General features: G+C 61.7%; 1 protein-coding gene. It reads left to right on the top strand.

Annotated features, from left to right (window positions below; genetic code table 11):
* Positions 1-452, top strand: a 452-nt coding sequence (locus tag EXE45_RS17930) for an ATP-binding protein (RefSeq protein WP_199233702.1), incomplete at both ends; no start/stop codon positions are given.

Here is a 452-nt window from a genome sequence, read left to right as displayed (position 1 = left end):
ACGCGTCCCGACTCGAAAGGATATCGAAGAACGTGCGTCGGCTTCGCCGCATCTGGGAAACGTCTGAGGAGGCCGTCGAAACGTCGATCCAATCGCTTACCGAACGAGCGCTGTCCAAGAACCAGTACCGAGAGTCCGAGCGTCTCACGCTGGCGCTGGACGACGACGCGATAGTCGCTTCCCCCCCGTTCGCCCACTGGGCACTCGAAGAAGCCGTCGACAACGCCCTGACGCACACCGATGACGACACAGCGGTCACCGTCCGAACCGAGAACCTCGACGACTGTGTCCGCTTGATCGTCGAAGACGACGGCCCGGGGATCCCACCGATCGAAGTCAAATCGCTGGGCAGCAAGACCGAATCACAACTCATGCACGGCCAGGGACTCGGGTTACAGGTGATCCACTGGGCCATGGAGGTCTCCGACGCCTCGCTTTCGATTACGGAGCGC

Origin of the sequence: Halorubrum sp. SP9 (assembly GCF_005435015.1) — an archaeon.
Classification (GTDB): domain Archaea; phylum Halobacteriota; class Halobacteria; order Halobacteriales; family Haloferacaceae; genus Halorubrum; species Halorubrum sodomense.
The sequence above is the reverse complement of the archived record's forward strand: the minus strand, read 5'-3'. Positions and strand labels throughout refer to the sequence as shown.